This is a genomic window from Mycobacterium shottsii (assembly GCF_010728525.1).
In the GTDB taxonomy this organism is placed as follows: Bacteria; Actinomycetota; Actinomycetes; order Mycobacteriales; family Mycobacteriaceae; genus Mycobacterium; species Mycobacterium marinum.
In genome coordinates this window covers 5,727,201-5,752,980 of the sequence record NZ_AP022572.1, presented here as the reverse complement: position 1 = coordinate 5,752,980, position 25,780 = coordinate 5,727,201, and the positions used below count along the sequence as shown (strand labels likewise).

Here is a 25,780-nt window from a genome sequence, read left to right as displayed (position 1 = left end):
CCCTCGGCGCTAGCGGGTGCACGTCGCGATGATCGACGTGTTGGTGGACGCCACCACCAGCTGTCCCTGCGCGTTGACAATCGTGCAGTTCAAACGGCCGTAGATGCTGGTCGCGACCACCGACTCGGTCTGTACGCCCGGGTTCAAGACCACCATCTTGGTCCAGGGCAGGGCCACATTGAACTCGGTGACGGGGAAGCCGCGTGCGTCGGTGTAGACGATGTTCACCATGTCCAGGAGCTGCTTGGTTCCGGTCACCCGATAGATGACGGTGCGCGGATTCAGCGCGGCCGAGGGGGGTTCGACGGGTAGCGGCTGCATGCCCGGCAGCGGTGCCACGGCGGTGGGCGGCCACGTCGGCGCTGCGCCCGGTGGTGTCACCGTTGTGAAGGTTTCCGGGGGGAGTTGGGACGCGGAGGTGCCGGGGCCTGGCCTGGTGCTGGTGCTGGGATAGGGGGCCGTCCGCGGTGGCGCTGAGGGCGCAGTGGTGCGCGGTGTCGTAGAGATGACTGTCCGCGGCGTCGGAACGCCAACCTTGCCCTTGGTGGTCGCGCTGTCGCCACTATTGATCACGAGCGCGGTCGTGATGGCGCCCAGGGCCACCACGACGCCCAGGACCGCGGTGACGGGGCGCCACCGGCGATCCGCCGGCCAGGCGAGGTCCGCATAGCTGTCTGGGTATTCGTCTTGGTCGTCTTGGCTGTCTTGGTAGCCGTAGTCGCTGTAGCCGCCATAGCTCTCATCGTCCGGGTAGTCCTCGACGTCCCGGACGGTGTCGTACTGGGTGTGAGCTGAGTTGCTGATGGGGCCGATGGTATCTGCGCGACGGTGCCGCTTCAGGGCTGCGATGGCGTGTCGGGCCAGGTTAGACCCAATTGTGATGAACCAATCTGCTAGCCGTGACCTGCTGGTACGGGCCGACAGGCCGATGTGCGGCGCCTCGAACGCGTCCACTAGCCTGCTGCTGATACGTCTGCGACGCAGTACCAACGGAAGGGGCCCCCGTGGAGGTCAAGATCGGAATCACGGACAGTCCGCGCGAGCTGGTGTTCGCCAGCGCGCAGACGCCCGGTGAGGTCGAAGAACTCGTCAGTGCAGCGCTGCGTGATGACTCGGGCCTGTTGAGCTTGGACGACGAGCGGGGTCGTCGGTTCTTGGTCGCCGCCGCCAAGATCGCTTATGTCGAGATCGGAGTCGCCGACGCCCGCCGGGTCGGCTTCGGGGTCGGCGCGGAAGCCGCGCGCAGCTAAGACCGAGCCAGCGGCACGTGCGACAGTCCGCCCCAGGCGAACTGCACGGTGCCTTCGATGGCATCCGACTTGGAGATCGGCCTGTCGGAGTCCAGCCAGTATCGGGCACAGTCGACGCTCATGCTGACCAGGGCTGCCGCGATCATCCGCGCTCGGTGCGGGTCCAGCCCGGAATCGGCGCTGATCAGGGCGAACACCGCGTCGATGCAGGATTCGGTGGCAACCCGCACTTGCGCGGCGACCTCGGGTTCGGTGACGTAGTCGTTTTCGAAGATCAGTCGGTAACCCTGGCTGTCGTGCTCGATGAAGTCGAAGAACGCCTGAACCGCGGCATAAAGCCGTCCCCGGTTGTCGGTGGTCGTGCGCAGAGCTTGCTGTACCCCGGCCACCAGCTTGTCCACGTGCCGATTCAGTACCGCCAGATAGAGTTCGATCTTGCTCGAAAAGTGTTGGTAAAGAACAGGTTTACTGACGCCCGCCCGTTCGGCGATCTCGTCCATGCCGGCCGCGTGGTAGCCGCGGTCGACGAAAACGTCGCTGGCGACGACGAGCAGCTGGCCGCGTCGCTCGTCGCGGGGCAGTCGGTTACCGCGCGCTTTGGGGGTCGCGCCCTCAGTCGACCGCACGCGGTCGGCTGATCTGACGGCGCGGTGCTGCGCCGCCTTGGCGAGATCGCTCATCGGTCCTCATCTGCTTGTCGGCCACTTGCCAACCCCGCGGCCGCACTGTTTGTCGCAACGACATTACTACCCGCGCCGCCGGGTCGATCCTTACTGGACGCTATCGGTGCCGGTGGATAGTAGTCGGACGGTCCATTCGGGCGTGCCAGGGGTCTACCCGGCGACGGCTGTGCCATCCTGGGAAAATGACGCATCCGCGCCCGTCGCGCAGCTCCGGTCAGGTACCTGTGCTGCGTGATGAGTGGCGAGAGCCGCTGCGGGCCCAACGTGACCCCCTCGGCCAGGCGGCCGGGCGAGCCCGCGTCGATCGGGACCGGCCGCGCCAGTGGCGCAAACAAAGCTGGCTGGGGCGTTTTGTGTCGACCTACGGGTGGCGGGCCTATGCCTTACCGGTTCTGATGGTGCTCACCGTGGTCGTCGGCTATCAGACGGTCACCGGGACCACGTCGCCGAAGCCGGCGGCGGCCGAGGCGGTTCATGACACGCCCGACATTGGTTCGGTCGGCACTTCGATCATCGACACGCCGCCACGTGGTCTGGCCGCATTCGACGCGAATCTGCCCGCCGGAACGCTGCCGGCCGGCGGTCCCTACACCCAGGCGGGGGACAAGACTTGGCGGGTGGTCCCGGGTACGACACCGCAGGTGGGGCAGGGCACCGGCAAGGTGTTCAGGTACACCGTCGAAGTCGAGAACGGCCTGGACCCGACGATGTACGGCGGCGACGATGCGTTCGCCCAGATGATTGACCAGACGCTGGCCAATCCCAAGGGGTGGACGCACGATCCGCAATTTGCATTCATGCGGATTGATTCCGGAAAGCCCGACTTCCGCATTTCGCTGGTGTCCCCGGTCACCGTGCGTGAAGGATGTGGCTACGAATTTCCGTTGGAAACGTCCTGCTACAACCCGTCCTACGGCCCGGACCGGCAGGCCAGGGTCTTCATCAACGAAGCCCGCTGGGTGCGTGGCGCCGTACCGTTCGAGGGCGATATCGGTTCCTACCGGCAGTACGTGATCAATCACGAGGTCGGTCACGCCATCGGGTACCTGCGGCACGAGGCGTGCGAGAAGCCTGGCGGCCTGGCCCCGGTGATGATGCAGCAGACCTTCTCGACGTCGGATGACGAGGCCGCGCCGTTCGATCCCGAATTCGTCAAGGCAGATGGCAAGACCTGTCATTTCAATCCCTGGCCCTACCCAATCGCCTGAGAGCGGCGGGGGCGTCACCGTCCTTCGGCGCCGATCCGCGTGCCGAAATTGCGCCGACGGTTTGGCTGTTGAACACTATTGCGCATCGTTGCCGCTCACCCGGGTACCTGCTGTGATTGGTTGGGCAACGCGTATCGGCGTTGAACCGCCATGATTGCCGAGGAGATGTTCGGTGTCCACGACAGCATTGCCGCCCCTGGTTGCGCCCGCCGCAACGCTGAGCCGCGAAGAGGTGGCCCGCTACAGTCGCCACCTGATCATCCCCGATCTGGGCGTTGACGGGCAGAAGCGACTCAAGAACGCGCGGGTCCTGGTGATCGGTGCCGGAGGGCTGGGTTCGCCCACATTGTTGTACCTGGCTGCCGCGGGTGTGGGCACCATCGGCATCGTCGACTTCGACGTCGTCGACGAGTCGAACCTGCAGCGCCAGATCATTCACGGCGTCGCCGACGTCGGGCGCTCCAAAGCCCAGTCGGCGCGTGACTCGATCGTCGCGATCAACCCCCTGATCGAGGTCCGGTTGCACGAGTTCCGGCTGGAAGCCGACAACGCGGTCGACCTGTTTGGCCACTACGACCTGATCATCGATGGCACCGACAACTTCGCCACCCGCTATCTGGTCAACGATGCCGCGGTACTGGCCGGAAAACCCTATGTGTGGGGTTCCATCTACCGGTTTGAGGGCCAGGTATCGGTGTTCTGGGAGGACGCCCCGGGCGGGCTGGGGCTCAATTACCGAGACCTCTACCCCGAACCGCCGCCGCCGGGAATGGTGCCTTCCTGTGCCGAAGGCGGGGTGCTGGGCATCATCTGTGCCTCCATCGCGTCGGTGATGGGCACTGAGGCGGTGAAGCTGATCACCGGGATCGGAGAGACACTGCTGGGCCGGCTGATGATCTATGACGCGTTGGAGATGACCTACCGCACGATCAGGATTCGCAAGGATCCGGCGACGCCGAAGATCACCGCGCTGATCGACTACGAGCAGTTCTGTGGCGTGGTCTCCGACGACGTCGCCAGGGCCGCCAGCGACTCCACCATCACCCCGCAAGAACTGCGCGCGATGATCGACTCCGGCAAGAAGCTGGCCCTGATCGACGTGCGCGAGCAAGTGGAGTGGGACATCGTGCACATCGACGGAGCTCAGCTGATCCCCAAGTCGTTGATCAGCACCGGTGAGGGCCTGGCGAAGCTGCCCCAAGACCGCACCACGGTGCTGTACTGCAAAACCGGCGTGCGGTCGGCCGAGGCGTTGGCCGCGTTGAAGAAGGCCGGTTTCGCCGATGCGGTCCACCTGCAGGGCGGGATCGTGGCCTGGGCCAATCAGATGCAGCCCGACATGGTGATGTACTAGGTCCTGTCTGCTAATTGCGGACGCGGTGGTAGGTGATGATGGCGGCCAGGGTGACACCGCCGAGGTAGGTCAGGGCGTATTTGTCGTAGCGGGTGGCGACCGCGCGCCAGTGTTTGAGCCGGTTGAAGCTTCGCTCGACGGTGTTGCGGTGCTTGTAGATTCGGCCTGAGAACCCCGGAGGCCGTCCTCTGTTGCGGCCTTTGGCTTTGCGGCGGGTGATCTGGTCGCTGCGCTCGGGGATGGTATGGGCGATCTTGAGCCGGCGCAGCTGTGCCCGCGTCGAGTCATGGGAGTACGCCTTGTCCGCCAGCAGGTGAAACGGGGCGTATGAGTTGCTGCACCGGGCGGCCAGCAGTGGCCAAAGCATCGGATTATCACCGGCTTGACCGGCCGACAGTGCCAGGGTGACCGGACTGCACAGCTGGTCGGTCAAGGCGTGGATCTTGGTAGTCAGCCCGCCGCGGGAATGCCCAATGGCGTGGTCATCGGGCTCATGGAGATATTTCTTGTAATTCGACAGATCCGCCCTGTGCGGCGCCCGGTGCGCGCTCCGGCTGCGTGTTGGTGGGCGCGCACACTGGTCGAATCGACCGACAACAGTGCGCCCAGGTCGGCGTCCTCGGCGTCGAGGTCAGAGGCGATCGCCGCGAAGATCCGCGCGTAGATGCCATCGACCGACCAGCGTAGATGCCTCTCGGCCACCGATTGCCAGGGACCGAAGTGCTCGGGCAGGTCACGCCACGGAGATCCCGTACGGTAACGCCAGATAATGCCCTCCAGAGTACGTCGATGATCGTTCCACGGCCGGCCACGCCGCCGCCCCGCAGGCAACACCGCCACGATCAGCGACCACAAATCATCAGAAATCGCATGCGTCCGCATCACCCAAACAGCATCAGCCAAAACACCATTCACATTAAGCAGACACGCCCTAAGCCGGATGTCTTCTAAGCCGGATACAGGCCCAGCGCCCCGCGGGGCCTCCACTAGGCTGACTGCCGTGAGTGTCGAGCCACCGCCCGAGCACGTGTTGGCGGCATTTGGTTTGACCGGTGTGGAGCCCGCCTCTTTGGGCGCCAGCTGGGAAGGCGGCTGGCGGTGCGGTGAAGTCGTGTTGTCGATGGTGGCAGAGAATGCCCGGGCGGCCTGGTCGGCCCGGGTACGCGAGACCCTCTTCGTCGACGGCGTGCGCCTGGCCCGACCGGTCCGTTCCACCGACGGGCGGTACGTGGTTTCCGGCTGGCGGGCAGATACATTCGTGGCCGGAACACCGGAGCCGCGCCACGATGAGGTCGTTTCGGCGGCGGTGCGACTGCACGAGGCCACCAGCAAGCTGGAACGGCCGCGGTTTTTGACCCAGGGGCCCGCCACGCCGTGGGCGGAGGTCGACGTTTTCATCGTCGCCGACCGCGCCGCGTGGGAGGAGCGACCCCTGCAATCGATCCCGCCCGGGGCCCGCCCGACCCAGATGACCGAGGACACAGAGCAGTCGATCGAACTCGTCAATCACCTCGCGACGCTTCGCAAACCGATGCGCAGCCCCAATCAGGTGGTGCATGGGGACCTCTACGGCACCGTGCTGTTCGCCGGAACGGCTCCGCCGGGGATCACCGACATCACACCGTATTGGCGGCCCGCGTCCTGGGCCGCCGGAGTGGTTGTCATCGACGCGCTGGCCTGGGGCGATGCCGACGACGGACTCATCGAACGGTGGGGTGCTCTGCCGGAATGGCCGCAAATGCTATTGCGTGCCTTGATGTTCCGTCTGGCTGTGCATGCGCTGCATCCCCGCTCTACCAGTGAGGCATTTCCGGGTCTGGCCCGCACCGCTGGGCTGATCCGGATGTTGCTCTAGCAACCGCGCGGGAATTCGTAGCGCACCTGATCCAGCGCGATCTTGCCGTCCACGCTGAGCACCCCTTCCACGCGCAGCAGCTCGAGTTGGCGGCTGGTCAGGTGTCGGGCCGGACGCCCGGAGGCAGTGATCACCCGGTGCCACGGCAGATCGACCGAGTCGGTACGCATGATCCAGCCGACGATGCGGGGGCTGGAAAGCCCGGCGGCAGAGGCGATATCACCATAGGTGGCTACCCTGCCCGACGGAATCGCTGCGACCAGCCGGCGGACCCGCTCGACCTGCTCGTCGGTGACGGGGGCCATGGTCAGGGTGTTTTCAGCTGTTCGCGGATCAGTGTGGCGACTTCAGTGGGTTTGGCCTGGGGAACCATGTGTCCGCACTCGAATTCCCGCAGGGCGAAGTCGGCTCCCAGCCGTTCCCGCAGGGCCGCGATGAGTTCGTCGCTGACGTACTGCGGATCGGCACGCACCGCCCGCACCAGCGTGGTCGCGATTCCCGGGGGAGGCAGCGCGGCGTCGCGGGCGAGCTCACTCCAGTAGCACACCATGGCGGGCAGGCTGATTCGCCAGCTGTACCGCCCGTTCGGCAGGGTGATGAGGTGCTCGTCGAGTTCGGCGTCGAGCACCGCGGGATCCACGTCCGCCCACGCGCCGTATGCCCGCTCCATTCGCGCCTCGGCCGGGTCGGTGTAGTCGGGGAAGGCCACCATGGCGTCGACCACCTCGCGCACCCGTGAACCATCCAAACCGACCGCGGGATCAAGCAGGATCAGCGCTGCGAGCAGGTCCGGATGTGCCGCGGCCAGTTGCAGAGCCACCGCCGCGCCAAAGGAGTGCCCAACCACCATTACCGGCCCGTCGGCTTGATCCTTGAGCAATGCGGCCAATGCCGAAACGTTGGCATCGATGCTCCATGGCGCGGCCCACGACGATCTGCCGTGGCCCAGCAAATCCGGTGCGGCGATGCTGACTTCGGGCAAGTAGCCGGCCAGGTATTCCCAGGACTGGCCATGCTCGGTGACGCCATGGATGGTCAGCACCCGCACGGGTCCCTCGGGGCCATAGCGGTGCACGTGCAGGTCGGTGCTCACGTGTCGATGGTGCCAGGTCGAGCCCGAGTCGCCCCTCGAGGGAGGTGCGCGGCAAAAACACCGATCAGCGGTCAGCGCCCAAGTCGTCGTCGGAGGTCGCGACGATGTAGGACTGATCGATCACATCGGCTTCGTTGGCATCGCGGTCCCCGGCGTCGCTCAGGTACTCGGTGTCCAACCCCGGCTCTTCGTCGAAACCGGCCGGAATGCTCTGTTCGGCGGCATCACCTTGAGGCACGGGATCGGGTGTACCTACTACGTCCGCATTGTTGTCGGCATTGTTCATGATCGATACTCCTGCCGTAGACATCCGGCATCAAGCCAGCTTAATCGGCCTGACCTGATGCCCGTCGCCGTTGCTGTTGCCGCGGGCTACGATAGCCGTTCACAGTGCGCGCCAGCGAACTTTTCACATCTGACGGCGCGGAGCGAGCCGAAATCCACCGGGAGCAGCAATGGACAGCATCAAGCGCGGCTGGGCGCTGACCGGGCAGAGCTGGCGAATCCTCAAAGGCGACCTGTCGCTGATGCTGTTCCCACTTCTTTCCACGCTTTTGGCGTTCCTGGCCGTGGTCGCCATCTGGGCGCCGACGCTGATCCTGCGGGGAGTGTTTGACGGCCAATACATCGACGAGCATGACCCGGTCTTCTACATCGCCAGCTTGGCAACGGCGTACGTGTCCACTTTCATCGCCATCTTCTTCAACGTGGCACTGGCCGCTTGCGCGGTGCGTTCCATGCGCGGTGAGGACACCAAGGTCAGCGATGGGGTCAGGGCCGCGATGCACCGCATCGGCCCGATCCTGGGCTGGACTCTGGTGGCCACCACGGTTGGGCTGATCCTGCGGGCCCTTGAAGAACGGATGCCGCTGTTGGGCAAGATCGCGGTCTGGCTGACCGGAGCCGCTTGGGCCATCGCAACGTTTTTCGTGATCCCAGTCGTGGCGCTCGAGGGCAGCGGGCCGATCGAATCCCTGAAACGTTCGGCGACCGTCGTCAAGGCGCGGTGGGGTGAAAGCGCAACCGGGGCCGCCACCATCACGGTGATCATCTGGCTGGTCAGCATCATGATCGTGCTCACCGGCGTGGGGGGTGCCATCGCGCTGCTTGCGGTCAATCAGCCGGTGCTGGCCGCCGCGGTGGTGGCGATCGCGGTCGCCTGCATCATTGTCGTCTCGCTGATCTCGAGTGCGCTGGGCCAGATCTTCCGCGTTGCGGTTTACCAGTACGCCGTTTCCGGCCAGGCGCCGAGCGGGTTCGACGCGGGGCTGCTGCAGGCGGCGTTCGAGCGGCGCTAGCCGAACCCTGCCGAGTCGGCTTGGCCGCACCGCGGTCCGCTTTGTACCTGAAACCACCTATGCACTAGCGAATTTGGTCCGATCCGGCGCCTTGGCCGCCATCAGCCGGGCCAACCTTGTCAGACCCCTGTGATTGCATGCCGTCATGTCACTGAGCTGGGGTGCCGAGACGCGGGAGCTGCTGACGCCGGGGTCACGGGGACTGGTGCGGGTCCTGGGTGGTCCCGGCACCGGGAAGAGCGCCTTGCTGGTACAGGCGGCAATCGCTCATATCACCGCGGGTGCCGATCCGGAATCGGTTCTGCTGCTTACCGGTTCCGGCCGGATGGGGATGCGGGCACGCAGCTCGTTGACCACGGCGCTACTGCGCTCACACACCACCGTGACCGGCCGCGCCGCGGTCCGTGAGCCGTTGGTGCGTAGCGTGCACAGTTACGCCTACGCGGTGCTGCAGCGGGCGGCCGAACGCACCGGCGATGCGCCGCCGCGGCTGCTGACCAGCGCCGAACAGGACGCCATGATTCGGGAACTGCTTGCCGGGGACCTCGAAGACGGACCGAGCGCCAGGTCGGCCTGGCCGCGACACCTGCTGCCCGCCCTGACGACCGCGGGATTCGCGACCGAGCTCCGAAACCTGCTGGCACGCTGCGCCGAACGCGGGGTAGACCCAATGGAGTTGGAGCGGCTGGGCCGTCGCAGCGGACGCCCCGAATGGGCCGCCGCCGGCCGATTCGCCCGACAGTACGAGCAGGTGATGTTGTTGCGCGCGGCGGTCGGGACGGCGACGCCACAAGCCACCGCACCGGCATTGGGTGCCGCCGAACTGGTCGGGAGCGCACTGGAGGCCTTCGCCAGCGATCCCGACTTGCTGGCCGCCGAACGTGCGCGGCTGCGGTTCTTACTGGTTGACGACGCTCAGCAACTCGATCCGCAGGCGGCCCGGCTGGTTCAGGCGCTGGCGGCCGGTGCCGAGTTCGCCTTGATCGCTGGCGACCCCAACCAGGCGGTGTTCGGTTTTCGCGGCGGTGAGCCCGCCGGATTGCTGGGCGGCCCGCTGGACGGCGGTCCGGCGGTGACCTTGACGACGTCGCATCGCTGTGCCCCCGCCGTGGCGCGCGCCGTCAGCGGCATCGCCCGCCGGCTGCCGGGCGGCAGTGCCGGTCGCCACATCGATGGCACCGGAACCGAGGACGGGTCGGTCACCGTGCGCCTGGCCGCCACGGCGCATGCGGAGGCCGCGGCGATCGCCGATGCGCTGCGACGAGCACATCTGGTCGACGGAGTTCCGTGGTCGCAGATGGCGGTGATCGTCAGGTCGGTACCCCGGGTCGCCGCCCGGCTGCCGCGGGCGCTGGCGGCCGCGGGTGTTCCGGTGTCGATACCCCCAATCGGGGGATCACTGGCCGAGGAACCCGCGGTAGGCGCGCTGCTCACGGTTCTGGCTGCGACCGCCGAAGGGCTCAACGCCGATCAGGCGCTGGCACTGATCACCGGACCCATCGGCCGCGTGGACCCCGTCACGCTGCGGCAGCTGCGCCGCACCCTGCGGCGCACCGTCGCCGGTCGTTCGCCAGAGGATTTCGGGGACTTGCTGGTCGCGACGTTGTCCGAGGATGGGCGCCCTGCAGTCGCGTCGGCGGGGTCAAACCCACAGTTTGGGCCGCTACGGCGGGTGCGTGCCGTATTGGCCGCGGCAACGCGATGCCACCGTGCGGGCCAAGACCCGCGCTACATCCTGTGGGCCGCATGGCATCGGTCGGGTCTGCAGAATCGCTGGCTCGCAGCCATCGATCGCGGCGGCCCGGCCGGTGTCCAGGCGACCCGCAACCTCGAAGCGGTAACGGCCTTGTTCGACATCACCGACCAGTACGTCTCGCGCACGTCGGGCGCATCACTGAGCGGACTCCTCGAGCACGTTGCCGCCCTGCAGTTGCCTCGCGTCAGCGAGGAGCCGGTGGCACAGAACGAGCAGGTCCGGGTGCTCAGCGCGCACGCGGCGCTCGGTCACGAATGGGACCTGGTGGTCATCGCCGGATTACAGGACGGCTTGTGGCCCAACACGATTCCACGCGGGGGAGTGCTGGCCACGCAGCGCCTGCTTGATGAACTCGACGGCGTCAGCGGCAATGCCTCGGCGCGGGCACCGCTACTGGCCGAGGAACGCCGGCTGTTGCTGGCGGCAATGGGCCGGGCCCGGCGTCAACTGCTGGTGACTGCCGTCGACGGCGACACGAGCGGAGGTAGCCAGCAAGCCGCACTTCTGTCGGAATTCTTCTTCGAGATCGCGCAGTGGGCCAACGGGGACAGCCAAGCCGTCGCAGCGCCGCCGGTTTCGGCGCCGCGCGTGCTGTCGGCCGCGGCGGTGGTGGGCAGATTGCGCGGTGTGGTCTGCGCGCCGGACGGCGCGGTTGACGACGCTGCCCGGCAATGTGCGGCAATACAATTGGCTCGGTTGGCCAAGGCCGGCGTGGCGGGGGCCGATCCCGCGGGATGGCACGGGCTGATCCCGGTGAGTACGACTGCTGCGCTCTACAGCGCCGGCGATGTTGTCACGCTGACGCCCTCCACCCTGCAGACCCTCAACGACTGTCCGCTGCGTTGGCTGGCCGAACGTCATGGTGGGACCAACCCGCGTGACCTGCGAGCCACCATCGGTTCGGTGCTGCATGCGCTGATCGCCGAGCCGGGCGCAAGTGAAGAGCAACTGCTGGCCGAGCTGGCCCGGGTATGGAAGCTCCTGCCGTTCGAGGCGGATTGGTTTTCGAGCAACGAGCTTGCCCGGCACCGAGCGATGATCCAGGCGTTTGTCGAGTGGCGGGGGCAGACGCGCAGTGAACTGACCGAAGTCGGAGTCGAGATCGACATTGATGGAGTCCTGGACGCGGCCCGCGACGACGGCGGCGCAATCCGTCTGCGGGGACGGGTCGATCGGCTCGAGCGCGACGGTGCGGGGCGATTGGTGATCGTCGACATCAAGACCGCAAAGACACCAGTCAGCAAGGACGGCGCGCAGCAAAATGCCCAGCTGGCCATGTATCAGCTTGCGGTGGCCGAGGGGATGGTGGAGGCCGGTGCCGAGCCCGGTGGTGCGCGACTGGTCTATCCGGGCAAGATCGCGGCCGCCGGTGCCGCCCAACGGGATCAGGATCCACTGACGTCGGCCGCTTGTGACCAGTGGCGCAATCTGGTCCGTCAGGCTGCCGAGGCAGCGGCCGGGCCGCACTTCATCGCTCGGCGCAACGATGGCTGCTCGCACTGCCCGATCCGGCCGTCGTGTCCGGCCCACACCGACCGGTCGCCGCGATGAACCCGCGCTACAGCCCGGATGAGATAGCAAGTGCGCTAGGAATTTTCCCGCCCACCGACGAGCAGGCCGCCGTTATCGCCGCCCCTCCGGGTCCGTTGGTTGTCATCGCGGGCGCGGGAGCGGGCAAGACCGAGACGATGGCCGCCCGGGTGGTTTGGCTGGTCGCCAACGGCTACGCCGAACCAGGCCAGGTGTTGGGCTTGACCTTCACCCGCAAGGCTGCCGGCCAATTGCTGCGCCGCGTCCGGTCGCGGCTGGCCCGATTGGCAGGTACCACCGCGGGTGTCGCCGTCGGCGAAGCCGCGGGTGCGCCCACGGTCAGCACTTATCACGCATTTGCCGGCTCACTGCTGCGTGAACACGGCTTGTTGCTGCCCATCGAGCCCGACACCCGGTTGCTCAGCGAGACAGAGCTGTGGCAGCTGGCGTTCGAGGTCGTCAACGGATATCGCGGAGAGCTGTGCACCCAGAAGACCCCGGCGGCGTTCACCGCCACGGTGCTGCGGCTGTGGGGCCAGCTCGCCGAGCACCTGGTTGACACCCGGCAGCTTCGCGATACCCACATCGAGCTGGAACGTCTGGTGCACGCCCTGCCGGCGGGCCCAAACCAGCGCGATAGCGGCCCGAATCAGTGGCTGTTGCGGATGCTGGCCACCCAGACCGAGCGGGCCGAGCTGGTGCCCTTGCTCGACGCGTTGCATGAGCGGATGCGCGCCGCCAAGGTGATGGACTTCGGAATGCAGATGGCTGCCGCCGCACGGCTGGCAGCGACGTGCCCGCAGGTCGGCGAGGAGCTGCGCAGCCGGTACCGCGTCGTGTTGCTCGACGAGTACCAGGACACCGGACACTCCCAGCGCATCGCGCTGTCGGCACTGTTTGGTGGCGGCGTCGATGACGGGTTGGCGTTGACGGCAGTCGGTGATCCGATTCAGTCGATCTACGGCTGGCGTGGTGCCTCGGCGACGAACTTGCCCCGGTTCAGCACGGATTTCGCGCTGTCCGACGGTGCCCCGGCACCGGTTCTGGAGCTGCGGACCAGCTGGCGCAACCCGCCGCGCGCACTGCACCTGGCAAACGCGATCTCGGCGGAGGCCCGCCGGCGGTCGGTGGCCGTACATGCACTGCGTTCGCGCCCGGATGCGCCGGCCGGGACGGTTCGTTGTGCGCTACTTGCCGATGTGCAGGCCGAACGGGACTGGATCGCAGACCAATTGCAGGGTCACTATCAGCGCGCGGCGGCCGACGGGGTGAGCCCGCCGACGGCAGCGGTGCTGGTGCGCCGCAACGCCGACGCCGCACCCATCGCCGATGCACTGGTTGCGCGGGGAATCCCGGTTGAGGTTGTCGGGCTGGCCGGCCTGTTGTCCATTCCGGAGGTGGCCGACCTGGTAGCGATGCTGCGACTGGTGGGTGACCCGACGGCCGGGGCCGCGGCGATGCGAGTGTTGACCGGTCCGCGCTGGCGGTTGGGCGGCAGCGACGTCGCCGCACTTTGGCGACGGGCGGTCGCGTTGGTGGGCGGTCCTCAGGTGGGCGCATCGGCCTCTCCCGGCGCCGTCGCGGCGGCGGCGGGTCCGGACACCGATACGGCGTGTCTGGCCGATGCCATCTGCGACCCGGGCCCCGCCGACTGGTACTCGCCGGCGGGCTACGAGCGCATCGGTGCGCTGGCAGCGGAATTGAACGCCCTGCGTGGGCATCTTGGTCATTGGCTGCCGGATCTTGTCGCCGAGGTGCGACGCGTGCTTGGGCTGGATTGCGATGTCCGTGCCGCGGCGACGGCTTCGGGGGCATGGGCCGGTGCCGAGCACCTCGATGCGTTTGCCGACGTGGTCGCCGACTACGCCGAGCGGGCCGCCACCTCGGCTGGTAGCGCCCTGTCCACCAAGGCATCGGTGGACGGTCTGCTCGCCTATCTCGATGTCGCGGCGGAGGTAGAGAACGGGTTACGGCCGGCCCAGTTGACGGTGGCACGGGACCGAGTTCAAGTGCTCACCGTGCATGCCGCGAAGGGCCTGGAATGGCAGGTGGTGGCGGTGGCACATCTATCGGCAGGTGTTTTCCCGTCGACCGCGTCGCGAAGCAGTTGGCTCACCGATCCGGGCGAGTTGCCGCCGCTGCTTCGGGGGGACCGGGCGTCGGCGGGAGCGCTGGGCATCCCGGTGCTGGATACCTCGGCGGTGACCAACCGAAAGCAGCTGTCGGACACCATTTCCGCGCATCGGGAACAGCTGGATCAGCGGCGCGTCGATGAGGAGCGCCGGTTGCTCTACGTCGGCGTTACCCGGGCCGAGGACAACGTGCTGGTATCGGGTCACCACTGGGGGGCCACCGGGCTGAAGCCGCGCGGACCATCGGACTTCTTGTGCGAACTCAAGGACATCATCGAGCGGTCGGCCGCGGCCGGCGATCCCTGCGGGACGGTGGATCAGTGGGATCCGGCACCGGCCGCTGGTGAACGGAACCCGCTGCTGGACGACGTCGTCGAAGCGGTTTGGCCAACTGATCCGTTGGCCACGCGACGCGGCGATGTCGAGCGTGGGGCCAGGTTGGTCGCGGAGGCGATCTCTGCCGATGCCGGTGTCGAGGCCCCCGCTGGCGGTGCCGTGGTCGCCGATATCGAGGGCTGGACCGCCGACGTCGATGCGCTGTTGGCCGAGCGGGCGCGTGCCGTGGGGCCGCCGACGCGAGCGTTGCCGAACCAGTTGTCGGTGAGCGGGCTCGTCGAGCTGGCCCGCGACCCGGTGGGGGCCAGGCAACGGTTGGTGCACCGCTTACCGACCCGGCCGGATCCGCATGCCCAGCTGGGCAATGCCTTTCACACATGGGTACAGCAGTTCTACGGCGCGGAGCTGCTGTTCGACTTGGGGGACCTCCCGGGTGCTGCCGACTCCGATGTGGGCCAAGTCGAGGATCTGGCGCCGTTGCAGGAGGCTTTCGCCGGATCGCATTGGGCGGCGCGCACGCCGATCGCCGTCGAGGTGCCATTCGAAATGCCGGTCGGCGACACCGTGGTGCGGGGCCGCATCGACGCGGTATTCGAAGACCCCGATGGCGGCGCAACCGTCGTCGACTGGAAGACCGGTGAGCCGCCGCGTGGGCCCGAAGCCATGCGGCAAGCCGCTGTGCAGCTGGCTGTGTACCGGATGGCGTGGGCCGCCCTGCGCGGATGCCCCGAATCGTCGGTGCGTACCGCCTTTCACTATGTGCGCACCGGAGTCACCGTCATCCCCGATGAGCTGCCCGATGGGATGGCGTTGGCTGAGCTGCTCGCCGACTCCGATCCGCCTTGCAGTTGCTAATCGTGGTTTCATGTTTCTCGTGCCTGTGTCGTGCATTGGGGTTAGCCGATGACGGATTTCCGTGGCGAAAGGTAGTTGGCGGCGGCTGAGGCGTCTCGACGAGAGACTGACCGCTCAGCCCAGTTACGCGCTTGTCGGCGTGCTGCGTATTCCTCAAGGGCAGGCCAGTCCTGCTCGCATCATTACGCGCAGGGTGACGATCGCCCTGGCGGCGCTGCTGGCGGGTGCTATCACGGTCTATCTGGATCGCGATGGGTATCACGATTCGCAGGGTGATGAGCTGTCCTTCTTGGACTGCCTGTACTACTCGGCGGTGACCCTGTCGACCACCGGGTATGGCGACATCACACCGATTTCCGAACTGGCTCGCGCGGCGAACGTCCTGATCATCACACCGCTGAGAATTGCGTTTCTGATCTTGCTGGTCGGGACGACGCTCGAGGTTGTCACCGAAACGTCGCGTCAGGCACTGAAGATCCAGCGTTGGAGGAGCAGAGTGCGTAACCACACCGTGGTCATCGGCTATGGCACCAAGGGCAAGACGGCAATCAGCGCAATGCTCGGCGACGAGGCCGTTCCCGGTGAGATCGTCGTTGTCGACACCGACCGGGGCGCCCTCGACCGCGCCGCCGCGGCCGGGTTGGTCACCGTGCACGGTGACGCCACCAAATCCGATGTGCTGCGGTTGGCCGGTGCCCAGCACGCGGCCTCGATCATCGTGGCCGCCAGTCGCGATGACACCGCGGCGCTGGTCACGTTGACGGCTCGCGAGATTTCGCCCAAGTCGCAGATCGTGGCATCCATCCGAGAAGCCGAGAACCAGCACCTACTCGAGCAGTCGGGAGCCGACTCGGTGGTGGTTTCTTCCGAAACCGCCGGCCGGCTGCTGGGGCTGGCCACCACCACACCCAGTGTCGTCCAGATGATCGAAGATCTGCTCACCCCGGATGCCGGGCTGGCCATCGCCGAACGCGAGGTCGAACAAAGCGAGATCGGTGGGTCTCCGCGTCATTTGCGCGACATCGTGCTCGGTGTCGTACGTGGCGGCCAGTTGCTGCGCATCGGCGCCCCCGAAGTGGACGCCATTGAGGCCAACGACCGCCTGCTCTACATCCACAACACGGGGCACTAGTGGCGATCGCAAGCGCGGCGCAGCCGGGGGCAGCGGGTCGCCACCAAGGTGGCGGCGTGGCGATCGCAAGCGCGGCGCAGCCGGGGGCAGCGGGTCGACAGGGGGGTGAGAGCTAGCGTGGACTTCCAGCTGCGCGAGGTTCCGTTGCTGTCCCGCATCGGCGCAGACCGGGCCGACCACTTGCGAACCGACGTCGAAGCGGCGGCCGCGGGGTGGGCCGATGCGGCGCTGATGAGGGTGGATTCCCGTAATCGGGTATTGGTGGCCGACGGCCGGGTGGTGCTCAGCCCGGCCGCCGATTTCGCCGAGAAGCCGCCGCCGGAGGCGGTGTTTTTGGGCTGTCTCGAGGGCGGTCGCCATGTCTGGGCAGTCCGAGCCGCGCTGGAAGCTCCCGAGGATCCTGGGGCTCAGTCCGAGGTGGCCGACCTGCGCAGACTCGGCGGCATCATCGATGACACCAGCAGCCAGCTGGTGGCATCCGCCATGGCCTTATTGAACTGGCACGACGGTTCGCGGTTCAGCCCAGTCGACGGCAGTCCGACCAAACCGGCCAGGGCCGGCTGGTCGCGGGTGAACTCCCTGACCGGCCACGAGGAGTTCCCGCGGATCGACCCCGCGGTGATCTGCCTGGTGCACGATGGCGGCGACCGGGTGGTGCTGGCCCGCCAGGCAATCTGGCCGCACCGGATGTTCTCGCTGCTGGCCGGGTTTGTGGAGGCCGGCGAATCTTTCGAAGTCTGTGTCGCCCGGGAGATTCGTGAGGAAATCGGTCTGACGGTGCGCGATGTGCGTTATCTGGGCAGCCAGCCCTGGCCCTTACCGCGCTCGCTGATGGTGGGTTTCCATGCGATGGGTGACCCAGATGAAGACTTTTCCTTTAATGACGGCGAGATCGCCGAGGCGGCCTGGTTCACCCGCGATGAGGTGCGCGCCGCCCTTGCGGTCGGTGATTGGACGAGTGCGTCGGACTCAAAATTGCTGCTGCCGGGATCGATTTCGATCGCCCGGGTGATCATTGAATCTTGGGCGGCAGCGCGCGACTGAGCGCTATTTCACTCGATCACTAATGGCTTCGAGCACCGCATTCGCGATCCGCTCGGCGGGTTCGATGCCCAATACGCCAACGGATATTAGAACCGAATTCTTGGCCCGATACAGGTGGCTCCACCCTTCGTCGGTGATCCTCAGCGTGGTGGGATCCGACTTGTCCACGTCGAATTCGTAATTGGGGTCATGCATTGCCACACACGTCGACAGGGACGTTTCGAGCTGATCGAGTGCATTGCGAGCCGCGTGCTCGTCCGGGTAGATGGCTACCGCCTGACTGACCGAGTCAATCAAGGCCTTTCCGCCAGGATCGATGTCGTCGGTGACCCCGCTGTAGCCCGCGCTACGAAATTCCAGCCATCCGCTGGCAAAGGTGAGGTCACTGGTTCCGGCCGCCCGGCAGGGTCCCGGCGCGCTCAGGTCACCCGGCGGTGGATGGCGCAAGTCTGCGTGCGCGTGTGCGGTCAGTTCTTCGTAGCTAGCAATGCGACGCACTTCCTCGACGCTGATGATCAATGCGTCGGCGCCGCTGGGGGGTGCAGAAGTGGTGGTGCTGGGCTTGGCTGTGGTGCTCTGATGCGAGCAGGCGGAAATCGCCAACACCGCAATGCAGACGATGAAAGCCGACCTGTTGCGACGGCTGAACGCGGCACGAAAGACCATCTGCCACTTGCGCCAGCCTGCGAAACGCATCGCTGTCGTTCGGGTTGAGCCGTCTGGCCTCATCGTTGATAGCCGTTTTCTGCGGACTGCTGTCCGCGGTCGGAGTTGGCGTTGCTGTACCGGCGAGTCACCGGTACTCGACGACATAATGGCCATCGTACGGGCGGCTGCATTCTTTGTCGGGCACCCATGCATTGGGCGACAAGCTGTGTCGGAAACGCGCCGTGAGTGCGCGGTCCCCAATTAGCTAGCCGCCAATGTCGGCCATTTTTTTCTTGACCTCCCGGGCGCTGGGGTTGGTCAGCGTCGAGCCGTCTGCGAACTTCACTGTCGGAACGGTCCGGTTGCCCCCGTTGACCGAGCCTACGAAATCCCCTGCGGCAGGTTCGCGTTCAATGTCGATCTCATCGTAGGCGATTCCTTCGGCTTTTAGGGCCGTCTTGAGCCGAAGACAATAACCACACCATGAAGTTGTGTAGATGGTGAGCGCAGCATTGGTCATGGGACGTAAACGTAGCCCGGTGATCGGGGGGTGCGCGCGGCAGGGCTGATCAGCGGCGGACGGCTTAGGGTAGCGGCGGACGGCTTAGGATAGAGGCTCCGGCAGGGTGCCGGCCGCGCCTGGCGGCGTGGCGGGGCCCCCGGATTGTCAGCCCGCACTGTCAAGATGGAGACCATGCCGACGCTCGCACAGCCACTGACCGCCGGGCTGGACGACGAGCAACGCGAAGCCGTGCTCGCGCCCCGCGGACCCGTCTGCGTGCTCGCCGGGGCCGGAACCGGCAAGACGCGCACCATCACGCATCGGATTGCTCAGTTGGTCGCGAGCGGCCATGTCGCCGCCGGCCAGGTACTCGCGGTGACATTCACGCAGCGGGCGGCGGGGGAGATGCGCGCCCGGTTGCGAGGGTTGGATGCCGCGGCACAGACAAGCTCCGGTGTCGGTGCGGTCCAGGCGCTGACGTTTCACGCGGCCGCGTACCGCCAGCTGCGATACTTCTGGCCGCGCGTCGTCGGCGATATCGGCTGGCAGCTATTGGACAGCAAGTTTGCCGTCGTTGCCCGCGCGGCCGGCCGTGCCAGGCTCAACGCCAGCAGTGATAACGTGCGCGACCTGGCCGGCGAGATCGAGTGGGCCAAGGCATCGCTGATCACCCCCGAGCAATACCCGGCGGCGGTGGCCGCCGCATCCCGAGATACTCCGTTGGACGCCGCGCAGATCGCGGCCGTCTACGCCGAATACGAGTCACTCAAGGTGCGCGATGAGAGCCTCACCCTGCTCGATTTCGACGATCTGCTGCTGCATACCGCGGCCGCCATCGAAAACGACGCTGCGGTGGCCCAGGAATTCCGGGACCGGTACCGCTGCTTTGTCGTCGACGAATACCAGGATGTCACTCCGCTGCAGCAACGAGTCCTGTTGGCCTGGTTGGGAGATCGCGACGACCTGACAGTCGTCGGTGATGCCAACCAGACCATCTATTCGTTTACCGGGGCATCGCCTCGATTCCTGCTCGACTTTTCCCGCCGATTTCCCGACGCCACCCTGGTGCGTCTGGAGCGCGACTACCGGTCCACTCCGCAGGTGGTCTCGTTGGCCAACCGGGTGATCGCGGCGGCCCGCGGCCGGGTTGCCGGAAGCCGGCTGCAGCTGACCGGCCAGCGCGAGCCCGGCCCGGCTCCGTCGTTTGATGAATATCCCGACGAGGTCGCCGAAGCCACCGCGGTGGCGGCGTCGATCGCCCGACTGATCCAATCCGGAACTCCCGCATCCGAGATCGCCATCCTCTACCGCGTCAATGCGCAGTCCGAGGTCTACGAAGAAGCCTTGACCGAGGCCGGTATCGCCTACCAGGTGCGTGGCGGCGAGGGATTCTTCAACCGCCAAGAGGTCAAGCAGGCGATGGTGGCCCTGCAGCGTGCGGCGGAGCGCGATGTCGAGGCAGTGTTGCCCGACGTGGTCCGCACGGTCCTGGAACCCCTAGGGCTGACCGCCGAAGAACCCGCCGGGACCCGGGCCCGGGAGCGCTGGGAGGCGCTGAGCGCATTGGCGCAACTGGTCGACGACGAGATGGCGCAACGACCGCACCTGCAGCTTGCCGGATTGCTCGCCGAGCTTCGAGCGCGCGCCGACGCACGCCATCCACCGGTGGTGCAGGGCGTCACCCTCGCCTCACTGCACGCGGCCAAGGGTCTGGAGTGGGACGCGGTGTTCCTCGTTGGCTTGGCCGACGGCACGCTGCCGATCTCGCACGCGTTGGCGCATGGCCCCGAGAGCGAACAAGTCGAAGAGGAACGCCGGCTGCTTTATGTCGGAGTCACCAGGGCCCGAGTGCATTTGGCGCTGACCTGGGCGCTGGCCCGGTCCCCGGGCGGGCGTCAGGGTCGCAAGCCGTCGCGCTTTCTCAACGGCATTGCGCCGCAGACGCGTGCCGATCCGGGGCCGGCCAAGAACCGGCGCAACCGCGGCCCAGTGCGCTGCCGGATCTGCAACAAGGAGCTGACCACGCCGGCCGCCGTGATGCTGCGCCGGTGCGAAACGTGTGCCGGCGACGTCAATGAGGAATTGCTGCTGCAGCTCAAGTCCTGGCGGCTCAACACCGCCAAGGAACAGAACGTGCCCGCCTACGTCGTCTTCACCGACAACACGCTCATCGCGATCGCCGAGCTGCTTCCCGCCGATGATGCATCCCTGATCGCGATACCAGGCATTGGCGCCCGAAAGCTGGAGCAGTACGGGGCCGATGTGCTCGAGCTGGTGCGCCAAGCACGGTAAGCGGCAAAACCGCTGGTCAAAAAATCGGTTGTGATGTTCGGCCGCGACGGTTTAACCTCTAACAGGCTTATAGGTGCCGGCACTGAACGCTGGCATGGCGGCGAGCAACACGAAAGGAGGCGGCCACGATGATGAACATGAATACGTTCGGTGTAGGCGTGGCTGCCGCCGTGTGGTACCCGGCCGCCCGTCATGCCACCCGCACCGCCATCCCGGCGGCAGCGGGTAAGCACCGCGTCGCCGCCGCGACTGACTCGTCCGTGGATCGGAGCCCAACGTAGGCACTACGTAAGCCCGATTTTCGCCCAAGTGGCCACGGACCTCAGTCACCAGGATCCGTGGCCAATTTTTTTGGGTCAACAGCCCGCCGCCTGGTCCGGATCACTTCGAACGAAAGCCCCTAGACCAGGAAGCAGGTGAGCATGGACATGTCGGCACTGACCGTCCCTAGACAGACGCTGCCGGTGTTGCCCTGTCATGTCGGTAATCCGGACTTGTGGTTCGCCGAGACCCCGGCCGATCTCGAGCAGGCCAAGGAACTGTGCGCGAGCTGCCCGATTCGCCCCCGGTGCTTGGCCGCTGCGCTTGAACGCGCCGAGCCGTGGGGAGTATGGGGTGGCGAGATCTTCGAGCGTGGCTCGATAGTGAACCGCAAGCGCCCGCGCGGGCGTCCGCCCAAGGTTGCCGCCTAGCAACCGCCCGAATCGCCGGGGCGCGGCCATCGCACCGATTCTCGATGGCCGCACCCTGGCGATCCTTACGCGGAACCTGGATCCCGCGGCCCGGGCGCCCGCTCAGACCGCGGCGGTATCGGGCTCGGCAAAACCGGGGATCAGCTCTTCGGACAGCGCCTTGATCGGCACATGCGCATCCAGCTGGCACAAAATGGCGGCCACCGACGCGATGACACGCATCGGAATGGCCAGCTTGGGCGGCAGATCCATTTGCCGAGCCGCTTTGATCTGCGCGACCGAGCGGTCAATCTGGCTCACGGTCATCCGCTGCAGCCACCTACGCGTGTAGTGGAAGACCTCGACCTGGATGGGTTCGACGTACTGGCGCAGCATCTCGTCGATCTCTCGCACCGAGACCTGTTGACCCCGCTGGATGAGCCCGGCTTTCTCCATCGTCGGCAACAGCAGGTCATAGTTCTTGTCACGAGCCAACCGAATGGTCATCCCGAGCTCGATGGGGTAGCCGCCGGGCATGGGCGCCACCGCGCCGAAGTCGATGACTCCCATCCGGCCGTCGGGCAGCAGCATGAAGTTTCCCGGGTGCGCATCGCCGTGCAGCATCTCCAGCCGCCGCGGCGCGTCGAAGGTGAGCTCGAGCAGCAGCGTGCCCATGAGGTCGCGCTCCTGCTGGGTCCCGTTGCGGATGATCTGCGACATCGGCACGCCGTCGATCCACTCCTGGATCACCACCTTTGGCGCACTGGCCACGATGTGCGGTACCAGGAAGCGTGGGTGACCCGCGTAGGCCTTGGCGAAGGCACGCTGGTTATCGGCTTCGAGCCGGTAGTCGAGCTCCATTTCGGTCCGCTCGATCAGCTCGTCGACGACGCCCTGCACGTCGGCACCCGGCGAGAGTTGCTTGAAGACACCGACCATTCGCTGCATCGTCTTCAGATCGGCCTTCAACGCCTCATCGGCGCCGGGGTATTGGATCTTGACCGCCACTTCCCGGCCATCCGACCAGATCGCCTTGTGCACCTGGCCGATGCTCGCCGAAGCGACCGGGGTGTCGTCGAACGAGCCGAACCGGTCGCGCCATTTAGTGCCCAGCTGCGCGTCCAGCACTCGATGCACCTTGGCCGCCGGCAACGGTGGTGCGTCTTTTTGTAGCTTGGTCAGTGCCTCGCGGTACGGTTCGCCAAATTGCTCGGGAATGGCCGCTTCCATCACGGACAACGCCTGTCCGACTTTCATCGCTCCCCCCTTGAGCTCACCCAAGACCGTGAAGAGCTGGTTTGCCGCCTTCTCCATCAGCTCGGCGTTGACCTCGTCTTTTGACTTGCCGGCCAGTCGCTTGCCGACCCCTAGCGCTGCCCTGCCAGCAAAGCCGACCGGAATGCTGGCCAGCTTTGCGTTGCGCGCGGCCCGGCCGCGTTTGATGTCCGACACACCCCCATCATCCATTACGGACCTGTGCGCAGGGTATTGATCTGGCTACAACTGATTTCAATTGATTCAATCGCAATTGGTGCGGCCGTCCCAGCGCTGACGTTGCGTCGAGACCGGCGCGATCAGCAGCGCATATGTAATCTCTTACAGGTCGCAATGGTGTGACTCATCGAAACCCACGTCCGGAGGGTGGACCCCGAGAAGCCATGTCAGCAAAACAGACGCAGCACGAGGCCGCAGATGCCCTGTTCAGGGCGATCATCGAAACGTTGGACAAGCACCGCAAAGATTGCACCTTGACCGAGGGCGTACTGGACGACTTGGCCAGGGCGTATGCGGCGATCTCCACCAACGTTCCCGAGCAGGGGCGCCTGGGCTAGAAGGCCCGCGGGGCCGGAGTCAGCACGAGCACAACGGGTGCCTGGCCCAATACCGCGCCACGACGGAGCCCGCCTCGAGGTCGAATTCCAGCGTGGCATTGAGCGCCGACGGCGGATCGGACGGGTTTTCCTGATCTCGGACCGCGGCGATCACACCGTTGACTTGGCGCAGCGCCAGCGCCGCTGTTGCCAGCACGGTGGCTCGATCGGCCACCCCCACGGTGTCACGAAGCTGCGCTGCGATGGCCGGCCAGGCCGGGTCGCGGTCGCTGCGATGTAAGTCGGCGCACCGCAGGCAGCTGGTCACACCGGGAACCACCAACGGTCCGACCAGCCCGGTGTCGTCGCGAACCCGAACCGGCAGGTGCGCGATGCCCTCCCTTTGCAGGTCGCGTACCAGGCGCGGCTCGGCCACCAGGTTGTCGGACAACACCACCAGATCCACGGCGCTGCGGGTGACCGCCGCGTGTGGCTGACTGCTTTGGCCGATTCGTGCCCCCGAGCAACGCAGCGCCTGCACCAGCAGGTCGGACAACGGCCCGCGGCCGTGGATCCGGATTGACGCCGTTCGGCCGGTCCGATCCCGGTGCCGGCGGGTCGCGACGCCGGCGCCGACCAGTTGGCTGACCAGGTTGGCCACGTCACCGGGCACCCATCCGCGGCCGGTGGCGTGGCGTTGCAGTTCGGTGATCGGTATCGGTGATCGCATGGACCGCAGCAGTTCGGCGACCGCCGTCGTCGTCAGCCCCTCTGGCGGGCGGATCAGCACGGCCCGTTGCGGATCCCAGCCCACCTGCACCGCACCGTCGGGACGCAGCAGCACCGGCATCGCCGGATCCAGCGAGTACAAGGCGGGCATGACCCGAGACTGTGCCAGGCCGGCCGGGCAGACCCCGCTCAGTTATCCACAGGACCGGAGCCCGGGTCCTCCCGGTTGCGCATGTCGCGGTCGAGCTCGGCTTTCAGGTCGGAAAGTGCCTCGTCGATACCGGAGGTGTCGCCCCCGATGGTCCGATCGATGAATGCCGCCGGGTCATCGAGGTCCTCGATGGAGGGCAGCAGGTCGGGGTGCTGCCAGACCGCGTCGCGCGCGTCGATACCGGCGCCCTGAGTCAGCCGGTCCCATAGGGCCGCGGCCTCGCGCAGTTTGCGGGGCCGAAGTTCCAAACCGACCAGTGTCGTGAAGGTCTGCTCGGCGGGCCCGCCACTGGCCCGGCGGCGACGAAGTGTCTCGCTGAGCGCGGCGGTGCCCGGAATCCGGTCACCGAGTGCATCGGTCACAACGGTCTGGACCCAGCCTTCGATCAAGGCCAGCAGTGTTTCCAGACGCTCGAGCGCCTGGGTCTGCGCCGGGGTTGCCTGCGGCTCGAACACCCCTTGGCTCAACAACTGCTCCATGGCCGCCGGATCGCCCAGCGTGGCCGGGTTGAAGTCGCGGGCCAACTCCTCGATGCCGCTCATGTCGATCTTCATGCCCGCCGCGTAGGCCTCGACCGCGCCCAGCAACTGGCTGGACAGCCAGGGAACATGGCTGAACAGACGATGATGCGCCGCCTCCCGGGCGGCCAGGAAGGTCATGATCTCGCTGCGCGGCTGTTCGAGGCCGGAGGCAAACGATTCGACGGCCTCGGGAAGGATCGCCGCCACGCCCTTGGGGCCCAACGGCAGACCGATGTCGGTGGAGGTCAGCACCTCACGGGACAACCGGCCCAACGCCTGGCCCAGCTGCGAACCGAACGCCATGCCGCCCATCTGCGACATCATCGACAGCAGCGGTCCGGCCATGCTCTTGGCTTCCTCCGGCAGCGAGGATGCCCACACCGACGAGATCTGCTGGGCCATGGGATCGCACAGCCGCTTCCAGACGTCCATGGTGTTGTCGACCCAGTCGGTGGGGCTCCAGCCCACCGCCTTGGCGGTACCGGCGGGCAGCGAGGTCGCCCCGTTGAGCCAGGTCTCAGCCAGGTGTACCGCATCGGAGATAGCAGAGTTGGTCGCGTCGGGGATGGGCGCGATGAAGCCGATCGAGCTGGCGGCGACTTGCCGGGCCAGCTGGTAGTTGACCGGGCCCGAGCTCTGGCCCGAGGTCATGGCGCTGCCGACGCCGCCGAACATTTCGCCCAGGCGGGTGAAGATCTGGCCCAGATCGGCCATGCCGAAATCCCCGCCGATGCCGAAGGCGCCCAGCGGGTTGGCGTCCGACCCAGACTCGGGATCGTTGTTACCGGGCTTGTCGCGCCCAGATCGATCGTCGCGGGGGTCGTCTCCGGAGGAGAAGCCGAAAGGCAGGTCAGCCATAACCCCAACGG

The 25,780-nt window shown here is 66.5% G+C and carries 22 protein-coding genes and 1 pseudogene; 12 read left to right on the top strand and 11 right to left on the bottom strand.

What is annotated here, in order from left to right; genetic code table 11:
• Positions 1-9: 9 nt before the first annotated feature.
• Positions 10-990, bottom strand: a complete 981-nt coding sequence (locus tag G6N41_RS26650; RefSeq protein ID WP_198966142.1) for an MmpS family transport accessory protein — start codon at positions 988-990, stop codon at positions 10-12.
• Between the two features lie 14 nt (positions 991-1,004).
• On the opposite strand from G6N41_RS26650, the gene G6N41_RS26645 reads away from it, so the two are divergent.
• On the top strand, positions 1,005-1,250 hold the full coding sequence (locus G6N41_RS26645) for a DUF3107 domain-containing protein (RefSeq protein WP_020732180.1): 246 nt from the start codon (positions 1,005-1,007) through the stop codon (positions 1,248-1,250).
• Here G6N41_RS26645 and G6N41_RS26640 read toward each other — a convergent pair.
• Positions 1,247-1,930 (bottom strand): TetR/AcrR family transcriptional regulator, encoded by a 684-nt coding sequence (locus G6N41_RS26640; RefSeq protein WP_198966141.1) that lies wholly within the window; start codon positions 1,928-1,930, stop codon positions 1,247-1,249. The two genes, G6N41_RS26645 and G6N41_RS26640, sit on opposite strands and share 4 nt — an antisense overlap.
• 185 nt (positions 1,931-2,115) lie before the next feature.
• On the opposite strand from G6N41_RS26640, the gene G6N41_RS26635 reads away from it, so the two are divergent.
• Both G6N41_RS26635 and moeZ read left to right on the top strand, forming a co-directional pair.
• The gene (locus G6N41_RS26635) at positions 2,116-3,141 is read left to right on the top strand and encodes a DUF3152 domain-containing protein (protein ID WP_020732182.1); all 1,026 of its coding nucleotides are present in this window, start codon (positions 2,116-2,118) and stop codon (positions 3,139-3,141) included.
• A 172-nt stretch (positions 3,142-3,313) separates the two neighbouring features.
• Entirely contained in the window at positions 3,314-4,495 is a 1,182-nt protein-coding gene (gene moeZ, locus G6N41_RS26630; protein ID WP_036457396.1) for an adenylyltransferase/sulfurtransferase MoeZ, read from the top strand.
• A gap of 10 nt (positions 4,496-4,505) precedes the next feature.
• Here moeZ and G6N41_RS26625 read toward each other — a convergent pair.
• Positions 4,506-5,380 (bottom strand): annotated as a pseudogene (locus G6N41_RS26625) (IS5 family transposase).
• Between the two features lie 115 nt (positions 5,381-5,495).
• On the opposite strand from G6N41_RS26625, the gene G6N41_RS26620 reads away from it, so the two are divergent.
• The gene (locus tag G6N41_RS26620) at positions 5,496-6,350 is read left to right on the top strand and encodes a TIGR02569 family protein (RefSeq protein WP_198966140.1); all 855 of its coding nucleotides are present in this window, start codon (positions 5,496-5,498) and stop codon (positions 6,348-6,350) included.
• Here the strand turns inward: G6N41_RS26620 and G6N41_RS26615 are convergent.
• The 3 genes from G6N41_RS26615 to G6N41_RS26605 all read right to left on the bottom strand — a co-directional run bounded on the left by G6N41_RS26615 (position 6,347) and on the right by G6N41_RS26605 (position 7,729).
• Entirely contained in the window at positions 6,347-6,655 is a 309-nt protein-coding gene (locus tag G6N41_RS26615; RefSeq protein ID WP_198966139.1) for an MGMT family protein, read from the bottom strand. The two genes, G6N41_RS26620 and G6N41_RS26615, sit on opposite strands and share 4 nt — an antisense overlap.
• Positions 6,656-6,657: 2 nt before the next feature.
• On the bottom strand, positions 6,658-7,443 hold the full coding sequence (locus G6N41_RS26610) for an alpha/beta fold hydrolase (protein WP_198966138.1): 786 nt from the start codon (positions 7,441-7,443) through the stop codon (positions 6,658-6,660).
• 64 nt (positions 7,444-7,507) lie between these two features.
• Positions 7,508-7,729, bottom strand: coding sequence for a hypothetical protein (locus G6N41_RS26605; RefSeq protein WP_198966137.1), 222 nt, complete (start codon positions 7,727-7,729; stop codon positions 7,508-7,510).
• Positions 7,730-7,898: 169 nt separating this feature from the next.
• Here G6N41_RS26605 and G6N41_RS26600 point away from each other — a divergent pair, with 169 nt between their 5' ends.
• The 5 genes from G6N41_RS26600 (at position 7,899) to nudC (ending at position 17,526) form a co-directional block, all read left to right on the top strand.
• Positions 7,899-8,741: a DUF6159 family protein gene (locus G6N41_RS26600; protein ID WP_198966136.1), complete on the top strand. Its 843-nt coding sequence runs from the start codon at positions 7,899-7,901 to the stop codon at positions 8,739-8,741.
• A gap of 145 nt (positions 8,742-8,886) precedes the next feature.
• Positions 8,887-12,048 (top strand): PD-(D/E)XK nuclease family protein, encoded by a 3,162-nt coding sequence (locus tag G6N41_RS26595; RefSeq protein WP_198966135.1) that lies wholly within the window; start codon positions 8,887-8,889, stop codon positions 12,046-12,048.
• Positions 12,045-15,350, top strand: coding sequence for an ATP-dependent helicase (locus G6N41_RS26590; protein WP_198966134.1), 3,306 nt, complete (start codon positions 12,045-12,047; stop codon positions 15,348-15,350). Before G6N41_RS26595 ends, G6N41_RS26590 begins: the two co-directional genes overlap by 4 nt.
• A 61-nt stretch (positions 15,351-15,411) precedes the next feature.
• Positions 15,412-16,482, top strand: coding sequence for a potassium channel family protein (locus tag G6N41_RS26585; protein ID WP_198966133.1), 1,071 nt, complete (start codon positions 15,412-15,414; stop codon positions 16,480-16,482).
• A 105-nt stretch (positions 16,483-16,587) separates the two neighbouring features.
• Positions 16,588-17,526 carry an NAD(+) diphosphatase gene (nudC, locus tag G6N41_RS26580; protein WP_198966132.1) on the top strand — a complete coding sequence of 313 codons (939 nt, stop codon included), beginning with the start codon at positions 16,588-16,590 and terminating at the stop codon, positions 17,524-17,526.
• 3 nt (positions 17,527-17,529) lie between these two features.
• Here nudC and G6N41_RS26575 read toward each other — a convergent pair whose 3' ends face one another.
• Both G6N41_RS26575 and mrx1 read right to left on the bottom strand, forming a co-directional pair.
• Complete coding sequence (locus G6N41_RS26575; RefSeq protein ID WP_231608731.1) at positions 17,530-18,192, bottom strand: sensor domain-containing protein; 663 nt, start codon at positions 18,190-18,192, stop codon at positions 17,530-17,532.
• A 247-nt stretch (positions 18,193-18,439) separates the two neighbouring features.
• Positions 18,440-18,694 carry a mycoredoxin Mrx1 gene (gene mrx1, locus G6N41_RS26570; RefSeq protein WP_012393229.1) on the bottom strand — a complete coding sequence of 85 codons (255 nt, stop codon included), beginning with the start codon at positions 18,692-18,694 and terminating at the stop codon, positions 18,440-18,442.
• A gap of 174 nt (positions 18,695-18,868) precedes the next feature.
• Between mrx1 and G6N41_RS26565 the strand changes: the two genes are divergently transcribed.
• Complete coding sequence (locus G6N41_RS26565; protein ID WP_198966130.1) at positions 18,869-20,968, top strand: ATP-dependent DNA helicase UvrD2; 2,100 nt, start codon at positions 18,869-18,871, stop codon at positions 20,966-20,968.
• A gap of 428 nt (positions 20,969-21,396) precedes the next feature.
• Entirely contained in the window at positions 21,397-21,660 is a 264-nt protein-coding gene (locus G6N41_RS26560; protein WP_198968036.1) for a WhiB family transcriptional regulator, read from the top strand.
• 102 nt (positions 21,661-21,762) lie between these two features.
• Here the strand turns inward: G6N41_RS26560 and G6N41_RS26555 are convergent, their stop codons facing one another.
• Positions 21,763-23,106, bottom strand: a complete 1,344-nt coding sequence (locus G6N41_RS26555) for a macrolide-binding ATPase MABP-1 (RefSeq protein WP_012393232.1) — start codon at positions 23,104-23,106, stop codon at positions 21,763-21,765.
• 191 nt (positions 23,107-23,297) lie between these two features.
• Between G6N41_RS26555 and G6N41_RS26550 the strand changes: the two genes are divergently transcribed.
• Positions 23,298-23,471 carry a hypothetical protein gene (locus G6N41_RS26550; protein WP_012393233.1) on the top strand — a complete coding sequence of 58 codons (174 nt, stop codon included), beginning with the start codon at positions 23,298-23,300 and terminating at the stop codon, positions 23,469-23,471.
• 19 nt (positions 23,472-23,490) lie between these two features.
• Here the strand turns inward: G6N41_RS26550 and G6N41_RS26545 are convergent, their stop codons facing one another.
• On the bottom strand, positions 23,491-24,330 hold the full coding sequence (locus G6N41_RS26545) for a TOMM precursor leader peptide-binding protein (RefSeq protein WP_198966129.1): 840 nt from the start codon (positions 24,328-24,330) through the stop codon (positions 23,491-23,493).
• Between the two features lie 38 nt (positions 24,331-24,368).
• Complete coding sequence (locus G6N41_RS26540; RefSeq protein ID WP_020732196.1) at positions 24,369-25,769, bottom strand: zinc-dependent metalloprotease; 1,401 nt, start codon at positions 25,767-25,769, stop codon at positions 24,369-24,371.
• Positions 25,770-25,780 lie beyond the last annotated feature (11 nt).

What these genes read in the sequence shown, in the direction of transcription:
- G6N41_RS26640 (WP_198966141.1), bottom strand. Translation starts at nt 1,930, where the DNA reads ATGAGCGATCTCGCCAAGGCGGCGCAGCACCGCGCCGTCAGATCAGCC.
- mrx1 (WP_012393229.1), bottom strand. Translation starts at nt 18,694, where the DNA reads ATGACCAATGCTGCGCTCACCATCTACACAACTTCATGGTGTGGTTAT.
- G6N41_RS26605 (WP_198966137.1), bottom strand. Translation starts at nt 7,729, where the DNA reads ATGAACAATGCCGACAACAATGCGGACGTAGTAGGTACACCCGATCCC.
- G6N41_RS26600 (WP_198966136.1), top strand. Translation starts at nt 7,899, where the DNA reads ATGGACAGCATCAAGCGCGGCTGGGCGCTGACCGGGCAGAGCTGGCGA.
- G6N41_RS26595 (WP_198966135.1), top strand. Translation starts at nt 8,887, where the DNA reads ATGTCACTGAGCTGGGGTGCCGAGACGCGGGAGCTGCTGACGCCGGGG.
- G6N41_RS26555 (WP_012393232.1), bottom strand. Translation starts at nt 23,106, where the DNA reads ATGGATGATGGGGGTGTGTCGGACATCAAACGCGGCCGGGCCGCGCGC.
- G6N41_RS26550 (WP_012393233.1), top strand. Translation starts at nt 23,298, where the DNA reads ATGTCAGCAAAACAGACGCAGCACGAGGCCGCAGATGCCCTGTTCAGG.
- G6N41_RS26560 (WP_198968036.1), top strand. Translation starts at nt 21,397, where the DNA reads ATGTCGGCACTGACCGTCCCTAGACAGACGCTGCCGGTGTTGCCCTGT.
- G6N41_RS26545 (WP_198966129.1), bottom strand. Translation starts at nt 24,330, where the DNA reads ATGCCCGCCTTGTACTCGCTGGATCCGGCGATGCCGGTGCTGCTGCGT.
- G6N41_RS26590 (WP_198966134.1), top strand. Translation starts at nt 12,045, where the DNA reads ATGAACCCGCGCTACAGCCCGGATGAGATAGCAAGTGCGCTAGGAATT.
- G6N41_RS26615 (WP_198966139.1), bottom strand. Translation starts at nt 6,655, where the DNA reads ATGGCCCCCGTCACCGACGAGCAGGTCGAGCGGGTCCGCCGGCTGGTC.
- G6N41_RS26565 (WP_198966130.1), top strand. Translation starts at nt 18,869, where the DNA reads ATGCCGACGCTCGCACAGCCACTGACCGCCGGGCTGGACGACGAGCAA.
- G6N41_RS26540 (WP_020732196.1), bottom strand. Translation starts at nt 25,769, where the DNA reads ATGGCTGACCTGCCTTTCGGCTTCTCCTCCGGAGACGACCCCCGCGAC.
- G6N41_RS26575 (WP_231608731.1), bottom strand. Translation starts at nt 18,192, where the DNA reads ATGGTCTTTCGTGCCGCGTTCAGCCGTCGCAACAGGTCGGCTTTCATC.
- G6N41_RS26635 (WP_020732182.1), top strand. Translation starts at nt 2,116, where the DNA reads ATGACGCATCCGCGCCCGTCGCGCAGCTCCGGTCAGGTACCTGTGCTG.